We start from the raw sequence: 21,715 nt of genomic DNA, 5'->3' as shown, positions 1-21,715 counted from the left end.
CTACTCCTTCTTCAGGGAACGAAGCGCGCCGAGGCTGTCGGACATCGTCGGCAGCTGCACGGCCACCGCGCCGGCCTGCGCCTGCTTCAGCAGCGTCTGCACGGCCTGCACGCGGCGGCTCTTGGTATCGAAATAGCGTTCGATCATGCCGTGGGCCGCGGCCAGATCGTTGCGGAACACCTGCTCGTTGCGCGACAACAGCGCCAGCCGCGCGTTCAGCAGCCGCAGCTTGACGTTCTCGCGCAGGAACCAGCCCTGGTCGCCGGTCAACAGCAGCGCCTCGGTATCGTCGACGCGCCGCACGCGGATTACCCGCATCAGCTCGTCGCGCACGGTCGCCCAGACGCCGGCGAACCATTGCGTCACGCGATTGCCGGGGCCATCGCCATCACCGGCGGCCGCGGCCGGCTGGGACGCCGCCGCCGTACCGCGCGGCGTGCCTTCGCTGCGTTCGAGCATCCGTTCGCTGGACAGCAGCGGCAGCGCGTCGATCTGGTTGATGGCTTCGTCGAGCTTGATCGCCGCGCCGGTCAGATCGGTGTCGGGCATCGCCTTCAGACGGCCGATATCGCGCGCGATCGCGCGGCGCAGCTGGTTGTATTCGGGCTTGTCGGAACGGGCCAGCCGAACGTCGGCGCTCTGCAGCGCGGACAGCGCGACCTGGATGTTGCCGGTCAGCTGCAGTTGCTGGCCGGCGTTGGTCAGCAGCTGCTGGATCTCGGCGATTTCCCAGTCGTCGCGGTTGCGCATCAGGTCCTGGTAGACCTGCTCGAGCGTGGCCTGCTTGTCGCGCGTCTCGCCGACCTGGGCTTCCAGCGCGCCGACCTTGGCCTGCATTTCCTTGACGGTGGTCTGCGCCTCGCGGGTCAGCACGCGCGACTCCTGCACCAGCGCGTCGTTGTTCTGCTGGCGGCGCGCCAGTTCCTCGGTCAGCCGGTCGACCCGTTGCTGCAGCCACCAGAACGCGCCGCCGGCGACCAGCACGAAGATCGCCAGCAGCAGCCAGGCCAGCGCGCCGCGGCCGCCCGTGCTGCGCGAGGCCGGACGCTCGCCGGGCGAGGCACTGGAAGGCGCCGCACCGGGCGGCATGCCGGCCGGTGGAACGGAGGAGGAAGCGGTGGAGGTTTGCTGTTGCGTCACGCGATCGACCTTCGTTGACGTGGATTGCGGTGATTCGGTGGGCGGGGGCACCGCGGCCGCCGGCACACCGGCTGCAGCCGGTGCCGTCGGAGATGCCGCCTGCGGTGGCACGACGGGCGACTTCGCCGCGGTCGGAGCGGTCGGCGCTGTCGCGGCGCCTGCGGCAGCGGCGGCGGCAGTCGAGCCAGCCTCGGCCTGCGGCACCGGTTGCGACGCCGCCGGCGACGCGCCCCGTTCCTGGTTCCGGTACGGCTCGGCCCAGCGCAGACAGGCGGCCAGCAGGCCCTCGTCGCCCGGCGCGGCCGGCAATATGTGCTGGAAGCCAAGTGCCGCCGCCTGCTCGGCAATTCTCGCATGCGGGGCAATGCACTGCACTTCACGCAGCGCGGCGCCTTCGTCCGGCGACAGGTTGTCGCGCGCCAGCCGATCGAGATTGCGTACCGCCTCGGAACTGGTCAGCAGCCAGGCCTGCGGCGCGGCGCCCGGCTTCAGACCGTCGCGCACCGCCTGCCATTGCATCGATCCCGGCACCGGTATCGTGCGCCGATAGGCCTCGACCGCCAGCACGGTGGCACCGGCCTCGCGCAGCTTGTCGCCGAGCCAGTCGCGGCCGCCGTTGCCGCGGACGATCAGCACCTCGCGGCCGGCCAGCGCCGGCACGTCGAACTGGGTCCACAACGCCTCGGAATCGAAGCGGGCCTCGGCGGGATCGATCTCGGCGGCGCTGCCATCCGCACCCGCCGGCGAGATCACGCGATGGCGCGGGGCGGCGATGCCGCGCTCGGCCAGGGCCGCCACGCTGGCGGGTCCGACCACCGCGACCGGCACCGTTTCCGGCCAGCCCGCGGCGCCGCCCTGGGCCAGCGCGAGCGCATCGAGCGCATAGGCGATCGCGTTCGGGCTGACGAAGACGACCAGCGCAAAGTCCGGCAGCCGCGCCAGCGCCGCGCGCAGCGGGCCGTCATCGGCCGCCGGGCCGATCGCCAGCAGCGGAAAGCTCAATACGTCCAGACCCGCGGCCTGCAGCGCCTCGGTCAGTTGCCGGGACTGCCCGGCGGGTCGTGTGACAACGACGGTCGGGCGGGGCATCGCTTCCCCTCAGTCGCCGCTTGGGCGCACCGGCGCGCCGTCGTTTTGCAGCGCGACGGCCAGCAGCGCGTCGGCGCCCTGGGCCAGCAGCGAATCGGCGACGGCGTTGCCCAGCGCTTCCGCCTCGGCAGGGGTGGCCACCTCGGCCGCGTGCTGGGCGTGCACACTGCGGGCGCCATCGGGCGTGGCGACGAAGGCGTCCAGTTGCAGGCGGACGCCATCCCAGTGCGCGTGAGCAGCCAGTGGCACCTGGCAGGAGCCGCCGAGCCGGCGCGATACTGCGCGCTCGGCACCGACCGCCAGCGCGGTGGGAAGATGATTGAGCGCGGCCAGCCAGGCGGCCAGCTCTGGGCGGTCCGAACGGATTTCGATGCCGAGCGCGCCCTGCCCCGCCGCCGGCAGCGAAGTCGCCGGCTCCAGCAGCGCGCGGATGCGATCGGCCAGGCCCAGGCGCTTCAGGCCGGCCGCGGCCAGGATGATCGCGCCGTAGTCGCCGCGATCGAGCTTGGCCAGCCGGGTATCCAGATTGCCGCGCAGCGGCTGCACCACCAGATGCGGATAGCGGCTGCGCAGTGCGGCCTCGCGGCGCAGGCTCGAGGTGCCTACCACGGTGCCGGCCGGCATCTCGTCGAGCGAGGCGAAGCGGGTCGACACCAGCGCGTCGCGCGGGTCCTCACGCTCCATTACCGCCGCCAGCGCGAAGCCCTCGGGCAGCTCCATCGGCACGTCCTTCAGCGAATGCACCGCCAGGTCGGCCCGGCCCTCGGCCATCGCCACTTCCAGCTCCTTGACGAACAGGCCCTTGCCGCCGACCTTGGAGAGGCTGCGGTCCAGAATCTGGTCACCCCGGGTAGTCATGCCCAGAATGGACACATCGCACGCGGGATAGTATTGTTGCAACGCAGCACGCACATGTTCGGCCTGCCACATGGCCAGCCGGCTTTCGCGTGACGCGATCACGAGCCTGCCCGGTGCGGCGGATGAGGATGCGGAAGGGACGGAAGCTTGCATGCCGCGAATGGTAGCACGCACCCCCTGCCGGTCCGGCCGCCGCCCGGATGCTGGCGGCGTGGCGCCCGAAGGCCGCAGAGCCGGGGCAGCAGCGGGTCTGGAAGGCGATCGGAACGATCGGAAACAACAGCAGCATCAGAACCAAACGCAGAGGAGATTGCATGACGCAGCCAGCAGCGCGCCCGGCCGGCCGCCGGATCCGCGCCGTCCGAGGCCGATCGGAATCCGCCGGCGACGGCGCAAACGGGATCGAGGGGCGCGAAGACGCCAATGGATCGATCGGAGCGCAGACAGCCGCCCCCTCGCCCCAGACCGCTGAATCGGCCCAGCCGACGTCTTCCACCGGCCGCCCGCCCCGCCGCGCCGCCGCAAAAGCGGCCTCCCACCTCGAAGTGGTGCCGGCAGCACCGGCGCGCAAGGCGGCCAGCGACAAGGACCTGCCGCTGCGCGAGGACATCCGCTTCCTTGGCCGCCTGCTCGGCGACGTGCTGCGCGAGCAGGAAGGCGAGGCGGCCTTCCAGATCGTTGAAACGATCCGCCAGACCGCGGTGCGGTTTCGCCGCGAGAACGACCGCGCCGCCGCGGCCGAGCTCGACCGGCTGCTCAAGCGGCTGTCGCGCGACCAGACCAATCAGGTAGTGCGCGCGTTCAGCTATTTCTCCCATCTGGCCAATATCGCCGAAGACCAGCACCACAACCGCCGCCGGCGGGTCCATGCGCTGGCCGGCTCGCCGCCCCAGCCCGGCAGCATGGCGCGCGCGCTGCAGGCGATCGACGCCGCCGGGGTCACCGGCAAGCAGCTGCGCAAGTTCTTCGACGAGGCGCTGATCGTGCCGGTGCTGACCGCGCACCCGACCGAGGTCCAGCGCAAGAGCATCCTGGACGCCGAGCGGGAAATCGCCCGCCTGCTGGCCGAGCGCGACCTGCCGATGACCGCGCGCGAGCTGGCGCACAACACCGCCCAGCTGCGCGCCAAGGTCACCACGCTGTGGCAGACCCGGATGCTGCGCAATACGCGGCTGATGGTGGTCGACGAGATCGAGAACGCGCTGTCGTACTACCGCACCACCTTCCTGCGCGGCATCCCGCAGCTGATGACCGAGCTGGAGGAGGACATCGCCGCGGTGTTCCCGGCCTCGCGCCGCGCCAAGACGGAACCCGGTCCGCTGCCGCCGTTCTTCCAGATGGGCTCGTGGATCGGCGGCGATCGCGACGGCAATCCCAACGTCACGGCCGACACGCTGGAGCACGCGGCCTGCCAGCAGGCGCTGCTGATCCTCGAGTGGTATCTGGACGAGGTGCACGCGCTGGGCGCCGAGCTGTCGATGTCCACGCTGATGGTCGAGGCCAGTCCCGCGCTGCTGGCGCTCGCCGAGGCGTCGCCGGACCGCTCCGAGCACCGCGCCGACGAGCCGTACCGGCGCGCGCTGATCGGCATCTACGCGCGGCTGGCCGCGACCTGCCATGCGCTGACGGGCCGCGCGGCGCCGCGCCATCCGGTCGCCGACGCCGAGCCCTACGCCAGTGCGGAGGCCTTCGCCGCCGACATCGAAGTGGTGATCGACTCGCTGCGCGAACACCACGGCGAAGCGCTGGCGCGCGCGCGCATCGACGCGCTGCATCGCGCGATCGGCGTGTTCGGCTTCCATCTGGCCTCGATCGACATGCGCCAGGTGTCGGACGTGCACGAGGCCGTGATCGCCGAGCTGTTCGCCGCCGCCGGCGTCGAGGCGAACTACGCCGCGCTGCCGGAGGCGCGCAAGCTCGAGCTGCTGCTGGCCGAACTGCACCAGCCGCGTCTGCTGACGCTGCCGTGGCACACCTATTCGGAGCAAACCCAAAGCGAGCTGCGCGTGCTGACGACCGCGCGCGAACTGCGGGCCCGCTACGGCGCCCGCGTGGCGCGCAACTACATCATCTCGCACACCGAGACGCTGTCGGACCTGGTCGAGGTCATGCTGCTGCAGAAGGAGACCGGCATGCTGCGCGGCACGCTGGGCAGCAAGAACGATCCGGCGCGCATGGAACTGATGGTGATTCCGCTGTTCGAGACCATCGAGGACTTGCGCAACGCCAGCGGCATCATGCAGGCGCTGCTCGATCTGCCGGGCTTCGCCGCGGTGCTGGCCAACCAGGGCGGCGAGCAGGAGGTGATGCTGGGCTATTCGGATTCGAACAAGGACGGCGGCTTCCTGACCTCGAACTGGGAGCTGTACAAGGCCGAACTGGCGCTGGTGCAGCTGTTCGCGCAGCGCAAGATCAAGCTGCGGCTGTTCCACGGCCGCGGCGGCACGGTCGGACGCGGCGGCGGCCCCACCTACCAGGCCATCCTGTCGCAGCCGCCCGGCACGGTCAACGGACAGATCCGGCTGACCGAGCAAGGCGAGATCATCAACAGCAAGTTCGCCAACGCCGAGATCGGGCGCCGCAACCTGGAGACGGTGATCGCCGCCACGCTGGAGGCGTCGCTGCTGCCGACGCAGAACGCGCCCAAGGACCTGGCGACGTTCGAGAGCATCATGCAGAAGCTGTCCGATCGCGCCTTCGTCGCCTACCGCGACCTGGTCTACGAGACCCCGGGCTTCAAGGACTATTTCTTCGCAACCACGCCGATCACCGAGATCGCCGATCTGAACCTGGGCTCGCGCCCGGCCTCGCGCAAGCTGATGGACAAGAAGAACCGCCGCATCGAGGACCTGCGCGCGATTCCGTGGGGCTTCTCGTGGGGCCAGTGCCGCCTGCTGCTGCCCGGCTGGTTCGGCTTCGGCAGCGCCGTGCGCGCGCTGCTCGACGAGGCCGGCGACGACAAGGCCCGCAAGGCGCTGGTGGCGACGCTGCGCCGCATGGTCAAGACGTGGCCGTTCTTCTCGACGCTGCTGTCCAACATGGACATGGTGCTGGCCAAGACCGACCTGGCGGTCGCCTCGCGCTACGCCCAGCTGTGCGACGACGCGGCGCTGCGCAAGGCGGTGTTCAACCGCATCAGCACCGAGTGGCACCTGACCGGCGAGATGCTGGGGCTGGTCACCGGCAAGCATGACCGGCTGGCGGACAACCCGCTGCTGGCGCGCTCGATCAAGAACCGCTTCGCCTACCTGGACCCGCTGAACCACCTGCAGGTGGAACTGCTCAAGCGCTACCGGGCCGGCAAGGACGGCGATGACGTACGCGTGCGGCGCGGCATCCATCTGACGATCAACGGGATTGCGGCGGGGCTGCGCAATACCGGTTGACGGTGAGGGGCGGGAGGGCGGTGGCCCTGCCCTCCAGCTTGGCGGTCAAGCAGCGTGACGCGGTGCCGATGACTTCAGCGGCCGCACGGCCAGACACAATCCCATCGCCTTCAGAATCGCAGTCAGGCTGCTCAGCGCTGGATTTCCATTGGGCGATAGCGTGCGGTAAAGCTGGGTCGGATTGAGGTCCGCCTGCTGCGCTACCGCTTGCACGCCGCCGAACGCCTGCGCCAGTTGTCGCAGCACCGTCAGCAATTCACCCTGATCGCCATCCTCCAGGATGCCGTTGATGACATCGAGCGCGAGCGCCGGATCGCTGCGATACAGCTCGGCCATCGCCTCGTCATGGGGTCTGCTTCTCATCGTCACCTCTTTGTTGCCAGTCCTGCCAGAAGGCCACGGCGCGGTCGATATCGGTCTGCTGGTTTCGTTTGTCGCCACCACATAGCAACAGTACGAGCCGGTGGCTGAACAATGCATAGTAGACGCGATAGCCCGGCCCCACGTCGATACGCAACTCCCACACACCTTCTCGGCAATAGCGACAGTCGCCGAAATTGCCGTGCTCCATGCGGGCCACTCGCCGGATGATCGCCACTCTGGCCTTAGGGTCCCGCAGGTGCTTCAACCAGTCGATGTAGGGGTCTTTCCGCCCCTCAGGCGTCAGATAGTGTTCGATCCAATACGAGCTCATCTTCGTTTATAGACGAATATTGGTCAAGTGGGAGACAACGACGGACGGTCGGTCAGGACAAGCCCGGGTCAGCGACCCATGGCCGGCGGCATGGTGGCGCCCCGTGCCGCCGCGTCGAAAACAGCGCACGAGCGTAGTCGGTGGGACATAGACAAACTGTTTCAGTCGGTCGCCGGCGACGGGCAACGATATAATTCCCGCTTTTCCTATCCTTTCCGTTGCCCGGCACGCCTCGGTGCGTGGGCACTGTCCAGTTCCCTACCGCCATGACCTCCCAACTTGCCAAGAAAGGCGAAGCCTGGTCCGCCCGCTTCTCCGAACCGATGTCCGACCTGGTGAAGCGCTACACCGCTTCGGTGTTCTTCGACAAGCGCCTCGCGCTGTTCGATATCCAGGGCTCGCTGGCGCATGCGGCGATGCTGGCCCGGCAGGGCATCATCAGCGACGCCGACCGGGCCGAGATCGAGCGCGGCATGGCGCAGATCCGCGGCGAGATCGAGGCCGGCGGCTTTGAATGGAAGCTGGACCTGGAAGACGTCCACCTGAATATCGAGGCGCGGCTGACCGCGCTGGTCGGCGATGCCGGCAAGCGGCTGCATACCGGCCGCTCGCGCAACGACCAGGTGGCGACCGATATCCGCCTGTGGCTGCGCAGCGAGATCGACAACATCGTCGGCCTGCTGGGCGACCTGCGCAACGCGCTGCTCGATCTGGCCGAGCAGCATGCCGACACGATCCTGCCGGGCTTCACCCATCTGCAGGTCGCGCAGCCGGTGACGTTCGGCCACCATCTGCTGGCCTACGTCGAGATGTTCACGCGCGATGCCGAGCGCATGCAGGACGCCCGCAAGCGCGTCAACCGCCTGCCGCTGGGCGCCGCCGCGCTGGCGGGCACCAGCTATCCGATCGACCGGGAGTTCGTTGCGCAACAGCTGGGCTTCGACGGCGTCTGCCGCAACTCGCTGGACGCGGTGTCCGACCGGGACTTCGCCATCGAATTCTGCGCGGCCTCGGCGCTGATCATGACGCACGTGTCGCGCTTCTCGGAAGAGCTGGTGCTGTGGATGAGCCCGCGCGTCGGCTTCATCGACATCGCCGACCGCTTCTGCACGGGCAGCTCGATCATGCCGCAGAAGAAGAACCCGGACGTGCCGGAGCTGGCGCGCGGCAAGACCGGACGCGTCAACGGCCATCTGATCGGCCTGCTGACGCTGATGAAGGGCCAGCCGCTGGCGTACAACAAGGACAACCAGGAAGACAAGGAGCCGCTGTTCGACACGGTCGATACCGTGGTCGACACGCTGCGCATCTTCGCGGACATGGTGCCGGGCATCACGGTCAAGCCCGAGGCGATGCGCGCCGCGGCGCTGCAGGGCTACGCGACCGCGACCGACCTGGCCGACTACCTGGTCAAGAAGGGCCTGCCGTTCCGCGACGCCCACGAGGCGGTCGCCCACGCCGTGCGCGCCTGCGACGCGCGCCAGTGCGACCTGGCCGACCTGACCGTGGCGGAGCTGCGCGACGCCACCGGCCTGGGCGACAAGGCGGCGCTGATCGGCGACGACGTCCACGGCGTGCTGACGCTCGAGGGCTCGGTGGCCGCCCGCAACCATATCGGCGGCACCGCACCGGACCAGGTCCGCGCCGCGATCGCGGCCGCGCGCAAGGCCGGCTGATCGAAGGCCGACCGGCTGATCCGGCGATCGGCCATCCGCCTTGCAGCGTCCCCGTTCTCCACGGGGACGCTCCCCACCAAGGTGGGGAATTCCCCCCTCCCGCCGCCCTCCTCCCCCGGCCCGCTTCCGGGTCGGACAACGCAGACAATGTGACGAATTGGGGATTAACCCTAGCGATTTGCCGTGGGGTTCAACCGTAAACTGACGCGCCACCCCGGTTTTTCCCCATCCCTAGGACGTTCACATGTCTCTCCTCATGAGGATCTCACGGCTTATCGACGCCGTGAACGATGCCATCGGGAGGTGGGCGAAATGGCTGATCCTGCTGGCCGTACTGGTCTGCGCGGGCAACGCCATCATTCGCTACACCTTCAGCGTCAGCTCCAACGCCTGGCTCGAACTGCAGTGGTACATGTTTGCCGGCGTGTTCCTGCTCGGCGCGCCGTACACCCTGCGCAAGGACGAGCATGTCCGCATCGACGTGATCGCCGGACGCTTCTCCGAGCGCACGCAAGTCTGGATCGATATCGTCGGCATCCTGCTGTTCCTGCTGCCGATCTCGCTGATCATCCTGTGGCTGTCGATCCCCTACTTCTGGCTGTCCTATGCCGGGCAGGAGATGTCCGGCAATGCCGGCGGCCTGATCCGCTGGCCGGCCAAGTTCCTGATCGTCGCCGGCTTCTTCCTGCTGAACCTGCAGGGCCTGTCCGAGCTGATCAAGCGCTTCGCCTACCTGCGGGGCGAGCTGCCGTTCGAGGCGTTCCGCAAGCACGGCCACAGCCCCGCGGAAAACGCCGCCGCGCTGACCGATGGCGGCCGTAGCGGTCCCCCGGCAACCCCGTAAGCGAGGACCGCGATGACGCAATTCCTGATCGACAACATGGCGCCGATCATGTTCGGCTCCCTGGTGGTCTTCCTGCTGTCGGGCTTCCCGATCGCCTTCGCGCTGGCCGCCAACGGCCTGCTGTTCGCCTTCATCGGCATCGAACTGGGCCTGCTTCCGCCGGAGCTGCTGCAGGCCTTGCCGAGCCGGCTGTTCGGCATCATCGAGAACGACACGCTGCTGGCGATTCCGTTCTTCACCTTCATGGGGCTGATACTGGAGCGGTCCGGCATGGCCGAGGACCTGCTCGATACGATCGGCCAGCTGTTCGGCCCGATCCGCGGGGGCCTGGCCTACGCGGTGATCTTCGTCGGCGCGCTGCTGGCGGCGACCACCGGCGTGGTGGCGGCCTCGGTGATCTCGATGGGGCTGATCTCGCTGCCGCTGATGCTCAAGTACAACTACGACAAGCGGCTGGCCACCGGTGTGATCGCCGCGTCGGGCACGCTGGCGCAGATCATCCCGCCATCGCTGGTGCTGATCGTGCTGGCCGACCAGCTGGGCCGCTCGGTCGGCGACATGTACAAGGGCGCCTTCGTGCCCGGCATGGTGCTGACCGGCCTGTACATGGGCTATGTGCTGCTGGTCACGCTGTTCAAGCCCGCCGCCGCCCCGGCGCTGCCGCTGGAAGCGCGCACCTTCCGCGAGCCCAGCGGCAAGAGCGGCTCGACCTCGGTGCTGGTGCTGACCGCGCTGGCCGTGGTCGTCGGCGTGGTGGTCGACATGAACTACAACCCCGGCGGCCCGCTCGACGAGCGGCTGGTGGTGTCGATCGGCGCGGCGATCTCGTTCGCCTTCGTGCTGGCGGTGATCAACCGCGTGCTCAAGCTCAATCTGCTGTCGCAGATGGCCGAGAAGGTGACCTTCGTGCTGATCCCGCCGCTGGCGCTGATCTTCCTGGTGCTGGGCACGATCTTCATCGGCGTGGCGACGCCGACCGAGGGCGGCGGCATGGGCGCGCTCGGCGCGCTGGTGCTGGCGCTGATCAAGGGCCGGCTGAACCTGGGTCTGACCAAGCAGGCGATGGAGTCGACGCTGAAACTGTCGGCCTTCGTGATCTTCATCCTGATCGGCGCACGGGTGTTCTCGCTGACGTTCTACGGCGTCGACGGCCACCTGTGGGTCGAGCATCTGCTGACGGCGCTGCCCGGCGGCCAGACCGGCTTCCTGATCGCGGTCAACGTGCTGTTCTTCCTGCTCGCCTTCTTCCTGGACTTCTTCGAGCTGGCCTTCATCCTGGTGCCGCTGGTCGGCCCGGTCGCCGACAAGCTGGGCATCGACCTGATCTGGTTCGGCGTGCTGCTGGCGGTCAACATGCAGACTTCGTTCATGCACCCGCCGTTCGGCTTCTCGCTGTTCTACCTGCGCTCGGTCGCGCCGCGCTCGGTCAAGACCTCGGACATCTACTGGGGTTCGGTGCCGTTCGTGGTGATCCAGCTGATCATGGTGTCGCTGATCATCATCTTCCCGGGCCTGGTGACCACCGACAAGACGAAGGCCCAGGACCGCAGCATCACGCGCAGCCTGGACATCGACTTCGGCACCACCACGCAGCCGGCGCCAGGCGGCACGGCGCCGTCCGGACCGTCGGAGGCACCGGAAGCGCCAACGCTGCCGGGCGGCGCGCAGCTCGAGACGCCGAGCGCGCCGGGCCAGTCGAGCGACAGCGGCCCATCGGCCCCGGTGTTCGAGTTCGAGAAGAAGTAGTTCGAGCCGGGATCGTTCGAGCCGGCCCTCGCTCGAACGACGGCATCAAGCAAAACGGCCGGCATCCGTTGATGCCGGCCGTTTTGCTTTACCGTGCCGCCGCCGTCAGGCCGTCTGCTTCACGCAATCGACGAAGTACACGCGCTTGCCGTCGATCTCCTCGGCCACCAGGCCATGGATATCGGTCTCGAAGCCCGGGAACAGCTGGTTGAACTCGCGCGCGAACTTCAGGTACTGGACGATGGTCCGGTTGAAGCGCTCGCCCGGGATCAGCAGCGGAATGCCCGGCGGGTACGGCGTCAGCAGGATCGCGGTGACGCGGCCCTCGAGGTCGTCGACCGGCACCCGCTCGATCTCGCGGTGCGCCATCATCGCCCAGGCATCCGACGGCTTCATCGCCGGTTCCATGTCCGACAGGTACATCTCGGTGGTCACGCGCGCGACGTCGTTGGCCTTGTAGACGCTGTGGATCGCGTCGCACAGGTCGCGCAGGCCCATCCGCTCGTACTGCGGGAAGCGGCCGACGAACTCCGGCAGCACGCGCCACAGCGGCTGGTTCTGGTCGTAGTCGTCCTTGAACTGCTGCAGCTCGGTCACCAGCGAGTTCCAGCGGCCCTTGGTGATGCCGATGGTGAACATGATGAAGAACGAGTACAGGCCCGTCTTCTCGATGATGATGCCGTGCTCGGCCAGGTACTTGGTGACGATCGCCGCCGGAATGCCGCGCTCGCTGAACTCGCCATCGACGTCCAGCCCCGGCGTGATGATCGTGGCCTTGATCGGGTCCAGCAGATTGAAGCCGTCGGCGAGGTCGCCGAAGCCGTGCCAGCGGTCGTTGGCCTTCAGCATCCAGTCCTCGCGGTCGCCGATGCCGTCCTCGTTCAGGTCTTCCGGGCCCCAGACCTTGAACCACCAGTCGCCGTTGTTGCCGGCGTCGTAGTCGCCCTCGACCTTGCGCATCGCGCGGCGGAAGTCCAGCGCCTCCTGGATGCTCTCCTCGACCAGCGCGGTACCGCCCGGCGCTTCCATCATCGCCGCGGCCACGTCGCACGAGGCGATGATCGAATACTGGGGGCTCGTCGACGTATGCATCAGGTACGCCTCGTTGAAGCGGTACCGGTCGAGCTTGCGCGTCTCGGAGTCCTGCACGAGGATCTGCGAGGCCTGCGACAGCCCCGCCAGCAGCTTGTGGGTCGACTGCGTGGCGAACACCAGCGCGTCCTTGCTGCGCGGACGATCGCGCCCGATCGCGTGCATGTTGCGATAGAAGTCGTGGAACGCCGCGTGCGGCAGCCAGGCCTCGTCGAAATGCAGCGTGTCGATCTCGGCCGCCAGCATCTCCTTGATCTGCTCGGCGTTGTACAGCACGCCGTCGTAGGTGCCCTGCGTGATCGTCAGGATGCGCGGCTTCTGGTTCTTCGCCTGGCTGGCGAACGGGTGCGCGGCGATCTTCTTGCGGATGGTCTCCGGGTCGAACTCGCTCTTAGGAATCGGGCCGATGATGCCGTAGTGGTTGCGCGTCGGCATCAGGAACACCGGGATCGCGCCGGTCATCATGATCGCGTGCAGGATCGACTTGTGGCAGTTGCGGTCGACCACCACGATATCGCCGGGCGCCACGTTGGCGTGCCACACCATCTTGTTCGACGTCGACGTGCCGTTGGTGACGAAGAACATGTGGTCGGAATTGAAGATCCGCGCGGCATTGCGCTCGGATGCCGCGACCGGCCCGGTGTGGTCCAGCAGCTGGCCCAGTTCGTCGACCGCATTGCAGACGTCGGCGCGCAGCATGTTCTCGCCGAAGAACTGGTGGAACACCTGGCCGACCGGGCTCTTCAGGAAGGCGACGCCGCCCGAGTGGCCCGGGCAGTGCCACGAGTACGAACTGTCCTGCGCGTAGTCGATCAGCGCCTTGAAGAACGGCGGCGCCAGCGATTCGAGGTAGACCTTGGCTTCGCGGATGATATGCCGGGCCACGAACTCGGGCGTGTCCTCGAACATGTGGATGAAGCCGTGCAGCTCGCGCAGGATGTCGTTCGGGATATGGCGCGAGGTACGGGTCTCGCCGTACAGGAAGATCGGCAGGTTGGCATTGCGCCGGCGCACCTCGGTGACGAAGGCGCGCAGCTTCTCGATCGCCGCCGCTTCGGGTTCGTCGGTGCCGCTGGCAAACTCGTCGTCGTCGATCGACACGATGAAGGTCGAGGCGCGGCTGGACTGCTGCGCGAACGAGGTCAGGTCGCCATAGCTGGTCAGGCCCATCACCTCCATGCCCTCGGCCTCGATGGCCTGGGCCAGCGCACGGATGCCCGAGCCGGAAATGTTCTCGGAGCGGAAGTCTTCATCGATGATGATGACGGGGAAGCGGAATTTCATCGGGCGTCCTCGCGGAAAGGAGAGAGAGGCAAAAGGACTTGAGCCACATGGCCCGCGTTCGGCGCGCGGGGACATGTGGCTCGGATATTCATGGCGTAGCGGTCGGGCCGCTGCGCCGGTTCTGGATGTTCCGTGATGGCGGTCGGTGCGGTGGTCCTGGTGCGTCAAGCGCCATTGGGCCGCATTGTAGGGCAATCAGGTTTTCGGCAGCGTGACACCGTGCTGGCCCTGGTACTTGCCGCCGCGGTCGCGGTACGAGGTTTCGCAGACCTCGTCGCTCTCGAAGAACAGCACCTGGGCGCAGCCTTCGCCGGCATAGATCTTCGCGGGCAGCGGCGTGGTGTTCGAGAATTCCAGCGTCACGTAGCCTTCCCACTCGGGCTCGAACGGCGTCACATTGACGATGATGCCGCAGCGCGCATAGGTGCTCTTGCCCAGGCAGATCGTCAGCACGCTGCGCGGGATGCGGAAATACTCGACGGTGCGGGCCAGCGCGAACGAATTCGGCGGGATGATGCAGACATCGCCCTTGAAGTCGACGAACGACTTCTCGTCGAAGTTCTTCGGGTCGACGATGGTGCTGTTGATGTTGGTGAAGATCTTGAATTCGTCGGCGCAGCGGATGTCGTAGCCGTAGCTCGAGGTGCCATAGGAGACGATCTTGCGGCCATCCATTTCCCTGACCTGGCCCGGCTCGAACGGCTCGATCATGCCATGCTGCTCCGCCATGCGGCGGATCCACTTGTCGGATTTGATGCTCATAAGGTAGCGGTGAACGGAAGAAGCGCCGCGAAGTGGAACGCCGCAACGGGCGGCATGGCGCGCAATGGGCCGCATTGTACAACCTTTGCCGTCCCTGCCCTCTCCCCCATCCCCTCTCCCGCAAGCGGGCGAGGGGAGTCGGTTTGCCGGCTCCCTCGGCTCGCTCGCCTCCCGGGCGGGAGATGGGTCCGCTTGCGGCGATGCGTTGGTTTGCTACCCTCTGCCGCTCGCGGGAGAGGGGCCGGGGGAGAGGGTTGGCCGCGCCCCGATCGGCCTCAGGCCACCGCGGCCTGCGGCTCGCTATGACGGAAGCGCTGGCGGCCGGTATAGAGCAGGAAATGCTTGCCGGTGCAGCGCGCGAACAGCGTCATGTTGACGCGCTTCGCCATCTGATAGCCCATCTGCGTGACGCCCGAGCGCGACAGCAGGAACGGTATGCCCATCTGCGCGCCCTTGATGACCATCTCCGAGGTCAGGCGGCCGGTGGTGTAGAACACCTTGTCGGCGCCGTCCATTCCTTCCAGCCACATCCGTCCGGCGATCGCGTCGACCGCGTTGTGGCGGCCCACGTCCTCGATGAACATCAGCAGCTCGCGCCCCTGGAACAGCGCGCAGCCGTGCACGGAGCCGGCCTGCTTGTAGACCGACTGCTGCAGCCGGATCGTATCGACGATGCTGTAGAGGGTCTGCTGGTCCAGCACCGCGTCGTCGGGCAGCCGGATCTGGTCGACCTCGTCGAGCAGCGAGCCGAACACCGTGCCCTGGCCGCAGCCGGTGGTGACGATCTTGCGCGCGGTGCGCTCCTCGATGCGGTCGACACCGCCGCGCGTGGTCACCGCGGCCGACTCGGTCTCCCAGTCGACCTGGATCGCGGCGATGTCCTCGATCGACTCGACCAGCCGCTGGTTGCGCAGATAGCCGAGCACCAGCGCCTCCGGGGCGCCGCCCAGCGTCATCAGCGTGACCAGCTCGCGCTTGTCGAGATAGACCGTCAGCGGCCGCTCGCCCGGCAGAAAGGCCGAGCGCACGCGGCCCTGCTCGTCGACCACCTCGACCTCCTCGATCAGCGGGACGGCGGCTTGGCTCAGTTCGGGACGCAGGGACATGGGTACGGGGAAATCGAAAACATCGAGGCAGGGCCGGCGCTCGGGTAGGCCCGCCCGCTCAGCCGCGGCGGGCCACGGCGCCGGCCGCGCCGGTCAGGACTTGACCACCACGCCGCAGGCGATGCGGCCGCCCGAATTGCCGGTGGGCTGGGTCTTGTAGTCGTCGGGGTCCTTGTGCACGACCACGGCCCGGCCGACCACGCTGTTGGCGCCAGGCGCGACGGTCATGCCGGTCAGCTGGAAGCTGGCCCGTGCGCGGCCATTGGCGTCGGCGGTCAGGTTCGGCATGTCGCCGACATGGTGGTCCGGCGTATTGACCGAACCGTGCGGCTTCCCGGTCGGGTTGAAATGGCCGCCGGCGCTCATCGCATCGGGGGCCGAGCAGTCGCCCTTCTCGTGGACATGGAAGCCGTGCACCGAATTCGGCGGCAGGCCGGTCACGTCGGCCAGCACCATCACATGGTCGCCATGCTGGGTGAAGGTCACGGTGCCCTGGGTATTGGTGCCGCTCTTGGCGGTCAGCGGCGCGACTGCCCGTTCCGCCGTGGCGCCGCCGCCCATCATCTGTCCCAGCTGCCCCGTCTGCGAACACGCAGCCAGCGCGCCGCTTGCCACCAGACCGAAAAGAATACGCTTCATGCCGAACCTCCTGTCACGGTGATGTCGAACATGCATTGTAGCGCTCATCCCAGCCTGGTCCGCGGGGTACGGCTTACGCTTCGCCCGGCGCGGGCCGGCGCTCCGGCTGGCGGCGCGAAGGGGCGGAACGCTGGGCCGGGATCTTGCCGGACTTGACGTCGTCGTACCAGTGCTCGTGGTGCTCCTTCGCCCAGGCCTCGTCGACATAGCCGTCGCGCATCGCGCGATAGGCGCCTTCCATGCCGATCGTGCCCATGTAGATATGGCCGAACGCCATCGCCATCATCACGATCGCGGCGATCGAGTGGACGATATGGGCCAGCTGCATCGTGGTGCGGTAGTAGTCCAGTCCCGGCACGATCTTGTCGAGCACGAAGCCCGAGGCCGAGATCAGCAGGCCGAGCAGGAACACGCCGACCCAGAACCAGCCCTTCTCGCCGGCGTTGAAGCGGCCGCTCGGCACGTGCTTGCCGCTGGCGATGCCGCCCAGGCTGGTCAGCCAGCGGATGTCGTCGCGCGACGGCAGGTTGTCTCGCACGAAGATCACGAAGCCGACGATCAGCGACAGCGTGAACACCGGTCCGACGATGTTGTGGACGTTCTTCAGCAGATAGGTCAACCAGCCGAACAGCGTATGGCCCATGATCGGCAGCAGGAAATGCTTGCCGAACAGCATCACGATGCCCGACACCGCCAGCACGACGAAGGCGATCGCCATGGTCCAGTGGACGATGCGCTCGAGCGGCGTGAAGCGCTCGATCATGCGGCCGGTCGGTTGCGACTTCAGCGGAATGGTGCCGCGCCAGACGAAGAAGGCGAGGATCGCGGCCGGTACCAGCACCAGCAGCCAGCCGCCCCAGACCGTGATCACGCCGTTGCGCAACAGCCGCCATTCCTGGCCGGTACGCAGGATCAGCACGCCGGCTTCCTTGTCAGGCAGGCTGCTGTAGTGGCGCTGGTCCGAATTGATCTCGCGCCAGACCGGCGCGTTGTTGCCCGGCTGCGTGCGCGTGCGGCTCTGCTGCTCGCGCGCCTCGGCGGCGATGTCGCGCTCGGGCACGTCGAAAATGTTCTGCGAGGCGATGCCCGAGAACGGCTGCTGCGGATGCAGCGCGGGATTGTTGGTGTCGGCTTCCGCCTGCGTCGGCGTCGCTGCCGGGCTCTGACCCTGGGCGGCTGCCTGCGCGGGCGCTTGCGCGGGTGTGGTCTGCGCTTGCGCCGCGCCGGCATGCAGCAACGGAACGGCCAGCGCCAGCGCGCAGGCGGCCGCCGCCGCGGCGGCGCGGGCCTTGCCGGCCAGCGCGGAAATCAGCTTGGCGCTCATAGGGCCTCCTTCGGATCGGCTTGAAGTCGGCGGCAACGGCGGCCGCCCATGCACGCCTGGCTCATTGGACGCGCGTGTACTCGTTCTGCAGCTGGTTGCGCTGGCGGATCTGCTTCTGCCAGCTGGTCTGGTCGCCCTGCGTCCAGCCGGCGGCGACGAAGGGATCGCCAGGCGCGCCCTTCCAGGCCGCGGTGTCGGTCTTCTTCGGGCTCGGCCTGGCGGTTTGCGGCTCCTCGCCGCAGCCCGCCAGTCCGATCAGCGCGGCGAGCGCCGCGGTCCACATCAGCTTGTTCCTGTTCATGATGCCTGCCCCGCGGGAGTGGACGGGCCGGCCGGCGTCTGCTGGGCCGGAGCCGGGGTGCCGGCCGGCGCGGCCGGAGCGCGCTGGGCGGCCTGGCCGTTGGTGCCATAGGCGGTGCCCCAGCCGAACACGTCGCCGCCGGTGCCGCGCTTGATCACGCGGTTGCGCAGGATGTCGGCGATCACGTCGCCGTCGCCGCCGAGCAGCGCCTTGGTCGAGCACATCTCCGCGCACAGCGGCAGCTTGCCTTCGGCCAGCCGGTTGCGGCCGTATTTCTCGAATTCGGCCTCGCTGCCGTTGGCTTCCGGACCGCCCGCGCAGAACGTGCACTTGTCCATCTTGCCGCGCACGCCGAAGGTGCCGGTCGACGGGAACTGCGGCGCGCCGAACGGGCACGCATACGAGCAGTAGCCGCAGCCGATGCAGACGTCCTTGTCGTGCAGCACCACGCCGTCGTCGGTGCGGTAGAAGCAGTCGACCGGGCAGACCGCCATGCAGGGCGCGTCCGAGCAGTGCATGCAGGCCACCGAGATCGATTTCTCCGCGCCCTGCACGCCGTCGTTGACCGTCACCACACGGCGCCGGTTGACGCCCCACGGTACCTCATGCTCGTTCTTGCAAGCGGTGACGCAGCTGTTGCACTCGATGCAGCGCTCGGCGTCACAGATGAATTTCATGCGTGCCATTGTGTTCCCCTTACGCGAAGCGCTCGATCTGGCAGACCGTCGTCTTGGTTTCCTGCATCATCGTCACCGCGTCATAGCCATACGTGGTCGCCGTGTTGACCGCCTCGCCCCGCACGATCGGATGCGCACCGTCCGGGTAGTAGTCCAGCATGTCCTTGCCCTGCCACCAGCCCGAGAAGTGGAACGGGATGAAGGCGGTATCCGGGCCGACGCGCTCGGTCACCAGCGCGCGCACCTTCAGCGTGGCGCCGGTCGGCGTCTTGACCCAGCAGTAGTCGCCGTTGCGGATGCCGCGTGCGGAGGCCGCGCGCGGATTGATCTCGACGAAGTTCTCCTGCTGCAGCTCGGCCAGCCACGGGTTCGAACGCGTTTCCTCGCCGCCGCCCTCGTATTCGACCAGACGGCCGGAGGTCAGGACGATCGGGAACTTCTCGTGGACCTTGTTCTCGATGTTGCGCTGCTGCACGGTCTTGTACAGCGTCGGCAGGCGCCAGAACGCCATCTTGTCGTCGTGGGTCGGATACTTGGCGACCATGTCCGGACGGGTCGAGTACAGCGGCTCGCGGTGCTGCGGAATCGGATCCGGGAAGTTCCACACGACGGCACGCGCCTTGGCGTTGCCGAACGGGTGGCAGCCGTGCACCTTCAGCACGACGCGCTGGATGCCGCCCGACAGGTCGGTCTTCCAGTTCTTGCCCTCGGCCGCCTGCTTCTCGGCATCGGTGAGGTCGTCCCACCAGCCCAGCTTCTTCAGCAGCACGTGGTCGAACTCGGGATAGCCGGTGGTGATCTCCGCGCCGACCGAGTGCGAGCCGTCCTCGGCCAGCAGGCTGACGCCGTCGCGCTCCACGCCGAAGTTCGCGCGGAAGTTGCCGCCGCCGTCCATCACGTGCCGGGTGGTGTCGTACAGGTTCGGCGAGCCCGGGTGCTTCAGTTCCGGCGTGCCGTAGCACGGCCACGGCAGGCCGAAGTAGTCGCCGGTCAGGTCGTAGCCGGTGGCCGCGTCCTTGCCGCCCTTGCAGCGCAGCGTCTTGACGTCGAACATGTGCATGTTCTTCATATGCGCCTTCAGCCGTTCCGGCGACTGGCCGGTATAGCCGATGGTCCAGTTCGACTTGTTGATCTCGCGCAGGATCGACTCGGGCTCCGGCTCCATCCAGGTACGGCCGGCGCGCTTGACCTCGATCATCTTGAAATTGCGCGACAGCTCCTTGCCGAAGCCCAGCTTGTCGGCGAAGGCCTGCATGATCGTGTGGTCGGGCATCGATTCGAACAGCGGCTCGATGACCTTCTCGCGCCATTGCAGCGAGCGGTTCGACGCGGTGCACGAGCCCGAGGTCTCGAACTGCGTGGCGGCCGGCAGCAGATAGACGGCGCGGTTCGGATTGACCTTGTCGCCCTCGGCCGGCGGCATGTTGGCCATCGCCGCGGTGGCGGACGGATACGGATCGATCACGACCAGCAGGTCCAGCTTGTCGAGCGCCTTCTTCATCTCCAGGCCGCGCGTCTGCGAGTTCGGCGCATGGCCCCAGAAGAACACACCGCGGACGTTGTTGTCCTGGTCGATCAGGTCGCTCTTCTCGGTGACGATATCGATCCAGCGCGACACCGTGGTGCCGGACTTCTCCATCATCGCCTGCGAGGGGAACTGCGACTTGATCCACTCGTAGTCGACGCCCCAGACCGCGGCGTAGTGCTTCCACGCGCCGGTGGCCAGGCCGTAGTAGCCCGGCAGCGAGTCCGGGTTCGGGCCGACGTCGGTCGCGCCCTGCACGTTGTCGTGGCCGCGGAAGATGTTGGCGCCGCCGCCCGACACGCCGATGTTGCCCAGCGCCAGCTGCACGATGCACGAGGCGCGCACCATCGCATTGCCGATCGTGTGCTGGGTCTGGCCCATGCACCAGACCAGCGTGCTGGGCCGGTTCTTGGCCATGGTCTCGGCGACCTTGTAGACCTGTTCCTCGGGCACGCCGCAGGCCTCTTCCACCTTGTCCGGCGTCCACTTGGCCAGCACTTCCTCGCGCACCTTGTCCATGCCATAGACGCGCTGACGGATGTACTCCTTGTCTTCCCAGCCGTTGTTGAAGATGTGGTACAGCACGCCGAACAGGAACGGAATGTCGGTGCCCGAGCGGATGCGGACGTACTGCTCGGCCTTGGCGGCGGTGCGGGTGTAGCGCGGATCGACCACGATCACCTTGCAGCCGTTCTCCTTGGCATGCAGCAGATGCAGCATCGATACCGGGTGCGCCTCGGCCGCGTTCGAGCCGATATACAGCGCCGCCTTGGCGTTCTGCATATCGTTGTAGGAATTGGTCATCGCACCGTAGCCCCAGGTATTGGCCACGCCCGCGACGGTGGTCGAGTGGCAGATGCGCGCCTGGTGGTCGGTGTTGTTGGTGCCGAAGAACGACACCCACTTGCGCAGCAGATACGACTGCTCGTTGCTGTGCTTGGACGAGCCGATGAAGAACATCGAATCCGGGCCGGTCTCCTGGCGGATCTGCTTCATCTTCGCGGTGATCTCGTCCAGCGCCTGGTCCCAGCTGATGCGCTGGTACTTGCCGTTGACGAGCTTCATCGGGTATTTGAGGCGGTACTCGCCGTGGCCGTGCTCGCGCAGCGCCGCACCCTTGGCGCAGTGCGCGCCCATGTTGATCGGCGAATCGAACACCGGCTCCTGGCGGACCCAGACGCCGTTCTGCACGACGGCATCTACCGCGCAGCCGACCGAGCAGTGGCCGCAGACGGTGCGGCGCACGACGATGTCGCCCTTGCCGTTGCCGGCGGCCTTGCCGTCGGCCGCGTCGGCCTTGCGGATCAGCGTCAGTTGCGAGGCCGCGAGGCCCGCGCCGACGCCGATGCCGGAGCGCTTCAGGAAGCTGCGGCGGTCCATCGTCGGCATCGCGCCGGCGAGGCTCGTGGCCAGTCGTGCCGACAGGCGTGCGGACGAAGCGGCGGCCGGCTGAGCGGACGCGAGTCGATCAACGCGCTGCGCAGGGGCGCCGCCCTGGGCCGCGTGCTTGCGGGTCAGAATCATGTGTCACCTCGGGAAAGGTACGAAGCGGGTAAAGGCGATATCGCGAGA

At 67.7% G+C, this 21,715-nt stretch carries 16 protein-coding genes; 4 read left to right on the top strand and 12 right to left on the bottom strand.

Going from position 1 to position 21,715, the window contains the following annotated elements:
- Both hemDX and hemC read right to left on the bottom strand, forming a co-directional pair.
- A complete protein-coding gene (hemDX, locus tag FOB47_RS12800) occupies positions 1-2,229 on the bottom strand; it encodes a fused uroporphyrinogen-III synthase HemD/membrane protein HemX (RefSeq protein WP_174781247.1) in 2,229 nt (742 codons plus the stop codon).
- A 9-nt stretch (positions 2,230-2,238) separates the two neighbouring features.
- The gene (gene hemC, locus FOB47_RS12795) at positions 2,239-3,240 is read right to left on the bottom strand and encodes a hydroxymethylbilane synthase (protein WP_174781246.1); all 1,002 of its coding nucleotides are present in this window, start codon (positions 3,238-3,240) and stop codon (positions 2,239-2,241) included.
- A gap of 392 nt (positions 3,241-3,632) precedes the next feature.
- Between hemC and ppc the strand changes: the two genes are divergently transcribed.
- Positions 3,633-6,473 carry a phosphoenolpyruvate carboxylase gene (gene ppc / locus FOB47_RS12790; protein WP_390884812.1) on the top strand — a complete coding sequence of 947 codons (2,841 nt, stop codon included), beginning with the start codon at positions 3,633-3,635 and terminating at the stop codon, positions 6,471-6,473.
- Between the two features lie 45 nt (positions 6,474-6,518).
- Here the strand turns inward: ppc and FOB47_RS12785 are convergent, their stop codons facing one another.
- Positions 6,519-6,836: a helix-turn-helix domain-containing transcriptional regulator gene (locus FOB47_RS12785; protein WP_053821157.1), complete on the bottom strand. Its 318-nt coding sequence runs from the start codon at positions 6,834-6,836 to the stop codon at positions 6,519-6,521.
- A complete protein-coding gene (locus FOB47_RS12780; RefSeq protein WP_053821156.1) occupies positions 6,817-7,167 on the bottom strand; it encodes a type II toxin-antitoxin system RelE/ParE family toxin in 351 nt (116 codons plus the stop codon). Before FOB47_RS12780 ends, FOB47_RS12785 begins: the two co-directional genes overlap by 20 nt.
- A gap of 266 nt (positions 7,168-7,433) precedes the next feature.
- On the opposite strand from FOB47_RS12780, the gene argH reads away from it, so the two are divergent.
- From argH to FOB47_RS12765, 3 genes are all read left to right on the top strand, one after another.
- Complete coding sequence (gene argH, locus FOB47_RS12775; protein WP_174781244.1) at positions 7,434-8,843, top strand: argininosuccinate lyase; 1,410 nt, start codon at positions 7,434-7,436, stop codon at positions 8,841-8,843.
- Positions 8,844-9,087: 244 nt separating this feature from the next.
- Entirely contained in the window at positions 9,088-9,687 is a 600-nt protein-coding gene (locus FOB47_RS12770) for a TRAP transporter small permease subunit (RefSeq protein WP_053821154.1), read from the top strand.
- Positions 9,688-9,699: 12 nt separating this feature from the next.
- Positions 9,700-11,433: a TRAP transporter large permease gene (locus FOB47_RS12765; RefSeq protein ID WP_174781243.1), complete on the top strand. Its 1,734-nt coding sequence runs from the start codon at positions 9,700-9,702 to the stop codon at positions 11,431-11,433.
- A gap of 105 nt (positions 11,434-11,538) precedes the next feature.
- Here FOB47_RS12765 and FOB47_RS12760 read toward each other — a convergent pair whose 3' ends face one another.
- The 8 genes from FOB47_RS12760 to FOB47_RS12725 form a co-directional block, all read right to left on the bottom strand.
- Positions 11,539-13,809 carry an arginine/lysine/ornithine decarboxylase gene (locus FOB47_RS12760; protein WP_053821152.1) on the bottom strand — a complete coding sequence of 757 codons (2,271 nt, stop codon included), beginning with the start codon at positions 13,807-13,809 and terminating at the stop codon, positions 11,539-11,541.
- 195 nt (positions 13,810-14,004) lie between these two features.
- A complete protein-coding gene (gene dcd / locus FOB47_RS12755) occupies positions 14,005-14,571 on the bottom strand; it encodes a dCTP deaminase (protein WP_053821151.1) in 567 nt (188 codons plus the stop codon).
- Positions 14,572-14,846: 275 nt separating this feature from the next.
- The gene (locus FOB47_RS12750; RefSeq protein ID WP_053821150.1) at positions 14,847-15,677 is read right to left on the bottom strand and encodes a formate dehydrogenase accessory sulfurtransferase FdhD; all 831 of its coding nucleotides are present in this window, start codon (positions 15,675-15,677) and stop codon (positions 14,847-14,849) included.
- 93 nt (positions 15,678-15,770) lie between these two features.
- A complete protein-coding gene (locus tag FOB47_RS12745; protein ID WP_151022196.1) occupies positions 15,771-16,316 on the bottom strand; it encodes a superoxide dismutase family protein in 546 nt (181 codons plus the stop codon).
- 73 nt (positions 16,317-16,389) lie between these two features.
- The gene (locus tag FOB47_RS12740; protein WP_082371395.1) at positions 16,390-17,640 is read right to left on the bottom strand and encodes a formate dehydrogenase subunit gamma; all 1,251 of its coding nucleotides are present in this window, start codon (positions 17,638-17,640) and stop codon (positions 16,390-16,392) included.
- A gap of 61 nt (positions 17,641-17,701) precedes the next feature.
- Positions 17,702-17,941 (bottom strand): hypothetical protein, encoded by a 240-nt coding sequence (locus FOB47_RS12735; protein ID WP_053821149.1) that lies wholly within the window; start codon positions 17,939-17,941, stop codon positions 17,702-17,704.
- Positions 17,938-18,627: a formate dehydrogenase FDH3 subunit beta gene (gene fdh3B / locus FOB47_RS12730; RefSeq protein ID WP_053821148.1), complete on the bottom strand. Its 690-nt coding sequence runs from the start codon at positions 18,625-18,627 to the stop codon at positions 17,938-17,940. The genes FOB47_RS12735 and fdh3B overlap by 4 nt, the downstream gene beginning before the upstream one ends.
- Positions 18,628-18,637: 10 nt before the next feature.
- Complete coding sequence (locus tag FOB47_RS12725; RefSeq protein WP_053821147.1) at positions 18,638-21,667, bottom strand: molybdopterin-dependent oxidoreductase; 3,030 nt, start codon at positions 21,665-21,667, stop codon at positions 18,638-18,640.
- Positions 21,668-21,715 lie beyond the last annotated feature (48 nt).

The organism is Cupriavidus gilardii, from assembly GCF_013347325.1.
GTDB classification, from domain to species: domain Bacteria; phylum Pseudomonadota; class Gammaproteobacteria; order Burkholderiales; family Burkholderiaceae; genus Cupriavidus; species Cupriavidus gilardii.
The sequence above is the reverse complement of the archived record's forward strand: the minus strand, read 5'-3'. Positions and strand labels throughout refer to the sequence as shown.

Excerpts from the sequence above, each read along its gene's own strand:
- hemDX (WP_174781247.1), bottom strand. The coding sequence starts at position 2,229 with ATGCCCCGCCCGACCGTCGTTGTCACACGACCCGCCGGGCAGTCCCGG.
- hemC (WP_174781246.1), bottom strand. The coding sequence starts at position 3,240 with ATGCAAGCTTCCGTCCCTTCCGCATCCTCATCCGCCGCACCGGGCAGG.
- FOB47_RS12785 (WP_053821157.1), bottom strand. The coding sequence starts at position 6,836 with ATGAGAAGCAGACCCCATGACGAGGCGATGGCCGAGCTGTATCGCAGC.
- FOB47_RS12780 (WP_053821156.1), bottom strand. The coding sequence starts at position 7,167 with ATGAGCTCGTATTGGATCGAACACTATCTGACGCCTGAGGGGCGGAAA.
- argH (WP_174781244.1), top strand. The coding sequence starts at position 7,434 with ATGACCTCCCAACTTGCCAAGAAAGGCGAAGCCTGGTCCGCCCGCTTC.
- FOB47_RS12770 (WP_053821154.1), top strand. The coding sequence starts at position 9,088 with ATGTCTCTCCTCATGAGGATCTCACGGCTTATCGACGCCGTGAACGAT.
- FOB47_RS12765 (WP_174781243.1), top strand. The coding sequence starts at position 9,700 with ATGACGCAATTCCTGATCGACAACATGGCGCCGATCATGTTCGGCTCC.
- FOB47_RS12760 (WP_053821152.1), bottom strand. The coding sequence starts at position 13,809 with ATGAAATTCCGCTTCCCCGTCATCATCATCGATGAAGACTTCCGCTCC.
- dcd (WP_053821151.1), bottom strand. The coding sequence starts at position 14,571 with ATGAGCATCAAATCCGACAAGTGGATCCGCCGCATGGCGGAGCAGCAT.
- FOB47_RS12750 (WP_053821150.1), bottom strand. The coding sequence starts at position 15,677 with ATGTCCCTGCGTCCCGAACTGAGCCAAGCCGCCGTCCCGCTGATCGAG.
- FOB47_RS12745 (WP_151022196.1), bottom strand. The coding sequence starts at position 16,316 with ATGAAGCGTATTCTTTTCGGTCTGGTGGCAAGCGGCGCGCTGGCTGCG.
- FOB47_RS12740 (WP_082371395.1), bottom strand. The coding sequence starts at position 17,640 with ATGAGCGCCAAGCTGATTTCCGCGCTGGCCGGCAAGGCCCGCGCCGCC.
- FOB47_RS12735 (WP_053821149.1), bottom strand. The coding sequence starts at position 17,941 with ATGAACAGGAACAAGCTGATGTGGACCGCGGCGCTCGCCGCGCTGATC.
- fdh3B (WP_053821148.1), bottom strand. The coding sequence starts at position 18,627 with ATGGCACGCATGAAATTCATCTGTGACGCCGAGCGCTGCATCGAGTGC.
- FOB47_RS12725 (WP_053821147.1), bottom strand. The coding sequence starts at position 21,667 with ATGATTCTGACCCGCAAGCACGCGGCCCAGGGCGGCGCCCCTGCGCAG.